The following is a 4,506-nucleotide window of genomic DNA, read 5'->3' on the forward strand; positions in this document are numbered from 1 at the left end:
AGAAAGACCAGCAACTACAACCGTAGCCACCAGTACAGATTTAAAAATTTTCTTCATTTTATTTTTGTTTTAGATTAATGAATAACCCAAAACTAAACCATCGCAAGAAGCCCTCACTTGTAATATTATAAGTCCAGAAAAAAATTTAAAGACCATTGTTAAGATTAGGAATAGATTTAAATTCCAGGGCAAAAGACACTATCGAATCAATACGATTAAATATAACAACAGCAAAAGCATGCCTCATTTCGTCTGGAAAATAATCATATCCAACAAACCAAGATTCCATATTCTTATTAAACCGAATTAAAGTATTTGTGTACTTTACCCTTATTAACAAAAGCTTTTCAGATATCTTTTTCATCATCCTTTTGCCCTTCTTTTCATCACTAGCCAAAGCATCAAAAATCAAATCCGTAATACACTTATAAGCCAATTCTACACGTTCCATAAAATCGTCAGGGATATCCTTTCGTGTATCATTTAATTCGTTAATTAAATAGATAAACAAATTCAATATCGAATCATCAAAGGAAGAAGCAGATCTTTTCAATAATTATTCCTCCCTATCATCTGCGCAAAACCGGCTTAAATAAGTTTCGCCAATATTCAAATAATTCGCTTTATCCTTATCCAGCAGTTTCACTGTCCTATTTTTCCCCTTAGTCTCTGGAAAAATCTCATGGAACTCATCCACCCTTTCTTGCACGGGTAACTTGAGTAGCCTATCCCTCAATTCCGATTTCCCTACCACAGAAGAAATTATCTTACTTTCCAAATCCAAACTTTTGGGAAATTCATCATAAATTTGCTGCATTTGAAAAGTCGAAATTTCAAGTAACTCTGTATCAACAACACCAATCAAACCGGATTCTGAAGGCACACTATTTTTAAAACTATTAGGTAGAATAGCAATCTCTCCCGCTTTAAAAAATCCGCGGTTCAACCGACCATCTTTACCGTTCATATAAATGATAACAATACCCTTCACCACAAACCAACACTTGTAAGAAATATCGCCTACCCAATGAATTGGACCATCATCCTTTTCACAAGTGCACTTTATCAATTGTTTCGAAACATGGGACTTAAAATTCTTATAAGGCATCTCCAAAAATTTAGCTAGAAAATCAAACAATGCTGTTAAATTCTCTTCCGGAATTAAACGGTCCTTTAACATAACCACGCCTTTCCAAAAAATACATCAACAAAAACCACAGCTGCATATTTAAAAAGGCACAGCAAGCCTTTGAAAGCAAATTCAATCATAAGAGACACTAATTAAGAGAATTAATAAATGGTTAATTATAGCACCTACCTCAAGTAGGAATTCAATCATTTTACATTATTATTTATTTCGTTACAAAATTTTGATAATCAATAAGATATTACGTCTAAATTCTCTTTTGAAAAAGGAATTTTAAATACTGGTCTTATATTCCAAAGCAGCAATTAGCTTCATACTAAGCTCGTTAACCAATGCCTTTTGTACTTTAAGTTCCTCTTTAATAGAATCTGTATCTTCAAAAAAGTAGGAAGGATCTACATTAAAATAGCTAGCGATTTCACGCAGTCGGCTAGTATTGATATCCGTTATCCCGGCCTCTATCTTGGAATAGGCTGGGATAGAAATACCCAGCGCATTAGCCAAATGAAACTGCCTCTTTTGCTCCTTTATCCTAAGCAGCTTAATTTTAATACCTATATCTTTCATTTCTTTCAGAAAATTTATTTACAGAAGAATTCTTAATCAGAAGTTCCCTTCTTTTTCTATAATCTGAAGGAGAAACTCCCTCTATCTTTCTAAAGCATCTACAAAAATAAGATGGATCACAAGTACCAATTTCAAAAGTAATCTGCTTAATAGAAAGCTTACTATTTTGCAATAAATAAAGTGCTTCTTGATGAACCCTGGCTTGCAATAACTCGTATACTGTACAACCGAAATAATATTTCGTCAAACTATTTAAATAATACAAAGTAACTCCTAGTTCATCCGTATACTTGTTTACATTACGATTTACTTTAAAATCCGTCTCAATCAAATTCTTTAATTTATTTAGGATCTTCATCTCCGGCTGAAAATATTCAGTATCTAATAGACTCGTATTTTTTTCATCAATAATTACATCCATTATCATATCCAATCTCTTTGAAAAACTAATTGTACAATCTCTTATACTTTGCAAGTATCGCTACTTGAAAATCCTGAAATCACATAAGCTAATTACCTTTACTCAGGAGTTTAGTGAATAACTTTTGTAATAGAATCTGATGCTTAAAATCGAGCACCCTTTCTTCTTACTAAGAAGAAAATCAAAAATACTTACGACGTAAAAATCAGCAATTGAAGAGAAAAGTAATTGGAGAGAGAACGATTCCGATAACTAAGCCTCAAATCATTAGAAAAACAAAATTTAATTTCACTCACACTACACACCTAAGAATATGACCAAATATAATTTGCAACCCATAAAACATTCACTATATTTGATGAACTGAATTTACCTGGAATATAATATCTACATTATTAATTTCTAGGCTTTATGAACACTTCCCGACTGGATCACACAGATTTGTGTATCCTCAACCTTTTGCAACAGGATGCCCGCTTAAGTACAAAAGAGTTAGCGGCAAAAGTACGAATGTCTGTATCCCCGGTATACGATCGAGTCAAAAGGCTTAAAGAACAGGGATATATTAAATGTTACACAGCCTTACTTAATAGAGACAAAATTAATCAAGGTCTAGTAGCGTTTATTCAGGTACAGCTTTATGATCACTCCGCTAATTGTTTGAAGCAATTTCAAGAAACAGTCAATAAGTTTGATGAAGTTAGAGAATGCTATCATATGACTGGTCAATACGACTTTAATTTAAAAATTGCCGTTAAGGACATGCAAACCTATAAAATCTTTCTTGTAGAAAACTTAGCCGTTATCCCAAACCTCATGCACCTGCAAAGCTATTTTATAATCTCAGAATGTAAATTCGAAACATCGATAAAATTAGAATTACTTTAGTCTTATAAATAAAAAAGAGCCCCATCCAGAGCTCTTTATTCACTATTAACTGAATTTACCTTTTAAAGTAAAGCCTTAAATCAGTACTAATAAGATCATTTTACTGATGCTCATTTATAGCTTTTTTAAACATTTCTCTTTCTTGCTCAGAAATGTTATCGCTATACTTAGCCAAATAGGCATTCGTTGCTGGTTTATAATTTTTCCAATCTTGTTTGTTGTAGAAAGCGACTACTTTAGCTCTAAGCAAAATTTCTTCTCCGGGCGCTCCATAAGGTTTAACCTTGTCTTCTATCACAGACCAATCCGGATTTTCAGAAGCATTCAGCATAGGTTCAATGTCTCCCTTGAAAATCATATTCATCATGGCTACAGTATATTTACGGTCTCCCATCACCTTTTTGAAAGCATCAGCATTTGTATTCATCAGGTTAAACCCCACATCTTTTGTACTCTTGGTAAACTGAACTACATTATTAATGTCTTCCTCAGATAATGGCATTTTAAGCGAAGAAACATAGGCGGAACCTGCAAGCAGCGCTCCAGGTTTATCTCCTGCCTGCATAGCCATCATCGCCATTTTTTTCAGGAAGGAAAGGTCACGTTTTCCGCCGATATACTCCTGTAGCATAGCACTGTATGCGATACCCGGCTCGGTAAGATCTGCGTCCTGAGCGGCTATATCGTTTGTCATGGAAAGCCAGGATGGAGAAGAAGCGTCAGGGTTTAGCTGGCTATGGATCTTTCTCATTTCTGCAAATGGAATTTTAATCACCTCACGGTCGTAGGTCATCAACCCATTCTGCTCGCCCTCCACATCAAAAGGCTGCGTATAAATCGATCCGGATAAGCCCTCCTTTTCCATCAATTGCAAATGCTGGTTCATGATGGTGTATTTTGCTTTGAGTGCTGCTGGCTTTTCCTGGATATAGCCCCAGGCAGATCCTGTTAACCATTGATGATCAGGGATAAATACCCCTATTCCACCGAATTCTCCGCATACCTGTGCTTTTCCAGCTTGCCTAATAGACATCATTGGATCCGGGTAGCTGTGCACATCGGTCATGTCTGCACTAACGTAAGCATTTGGAGAAGGAGAGCGCAACTGCTCATTCACATAGAGCAATTCGCCAGAGTGCCCGTTAAGAATTCTGGATGGATCTGTTTTTTTAACCCATTCACTGAGGCGTTGCTGATCATATTGCCCCCATTTCTCGTTGAAAAGAACCCAGGCCACAATGGAGGGATTATTGTGCAACTGGGTCATTTCATCTAAAGCACCTTTTTCGAATTCTGCTTTGCTACCCTCCGGCAGACTCTGATTAGGATTCACAAAATCCTGCCATACCAGCATACCAAGCTTATCTGCCCAATAATACCATCTGGCCGGCTCCACTTTGATGTGCTTGCGAATGGTATTAAAGCCCATTGCTTTGATGGCCTTAATATCAAAAGCAAGGGCTTCATCGGTAGGTGCTGTATA

Annotated in this window: 6 protein-coding genes; 1 reads left to right on the forward strand and 5 read right to left on the reverse strand. The window is 36.0% G+C overall.

Annotated features, from left to right (window positions below):
- Positions 1–145: 145 nt before the first annotated feature.
- The 4 genes from VNZ46_RS26450 to VNZ46_RS26465 form a co-directional block, all read right to left on the reverse strand.
- Positions 146–553 (reverse strand): hypothetical protein, encoded by a 408-nt coding sequence (locus tag VNZ46_RS26450; protein ID WP_325564220.1) that lies wholly within the window; start codon positions 551–553, stop codon positions 146–148.
- A gap of 3 nt (positions 554–556) precedes the next feature.
- A complete protein-coding gene (locus VNZ46_RS26455; RefSeq protein ID WP_325564222.1) occupies positions 557–1,180 on the reverse strand; it encodes a hypothetical protein in 624 nt (207 codons plus the stop codon).
- A gap of 240 nt (positions 1,181–1,420) precedes the next feature.
- Complete coding sequence (locus VNZ46_RS26460) at positions 1,421–1,714, reverse strand: helix-turn-helix transcriptional regulator (protein WP_325564224.1); 294 nt, start codon at positions 1,712–1,714, stop codon at positions 1,421–1,423.
- A complete protein-coding gene (locus VNZ46_RS26465) occupies positions 1,695–2,141 on the reverse strand; it encodes an AraC family transcriptional regulator (protein ID WP_325564226.1) in 447 nt (148 codons plus the stop codon). The genes VNZ46_RS26460 and VNZ46_RS26465 overlap by 20 nt, the downstream gene beginning before the upstream one ends.
- A 405-nt stretch (positions 2,142–2,546) precedes the next feature.
- On the opposite strand from VNZ46_RS26465, the gene VNZ46_RS26470 reads away from it, so the two are divergent.
- On the forward strand, positions 2,547–3,023 hold the full coding sequence (locus VNZ46_RS26470) for an Lrp/AsnC family transcriptional regulator (RefSeq protein ID WP_325564228.1): 477 nt from the start codon (positions 2,547–2,549) through the stop codon (positions 3,021–3,023).
- A gap of 100 nt (positions 3,024–3,123) precedes the next feature.
- Here VNZ46_RS26470 and VNZ46_RS26475 read toward each other — a convergent pair.
- Positions 3,124–4,506, reverse strand: a 1,383-nt coding sequence (locus VNZ46_RS26475; protein WP_325564230.1) for a glycoside hydrolase family 2 TIM barrel-domain containing protein, incomplete at its 5' end; no start/stop codon positions are given.

Origin of the sequence: Pedobacter sp., from assembly GCF_035566355.1 — a bacterium.
Classification (GTDB): domain Bacteria; phylum Bacteroidota; class Bacteroidia; order Sphingobacteriales; family Sphingobacteriaceae; genus Pedobacter.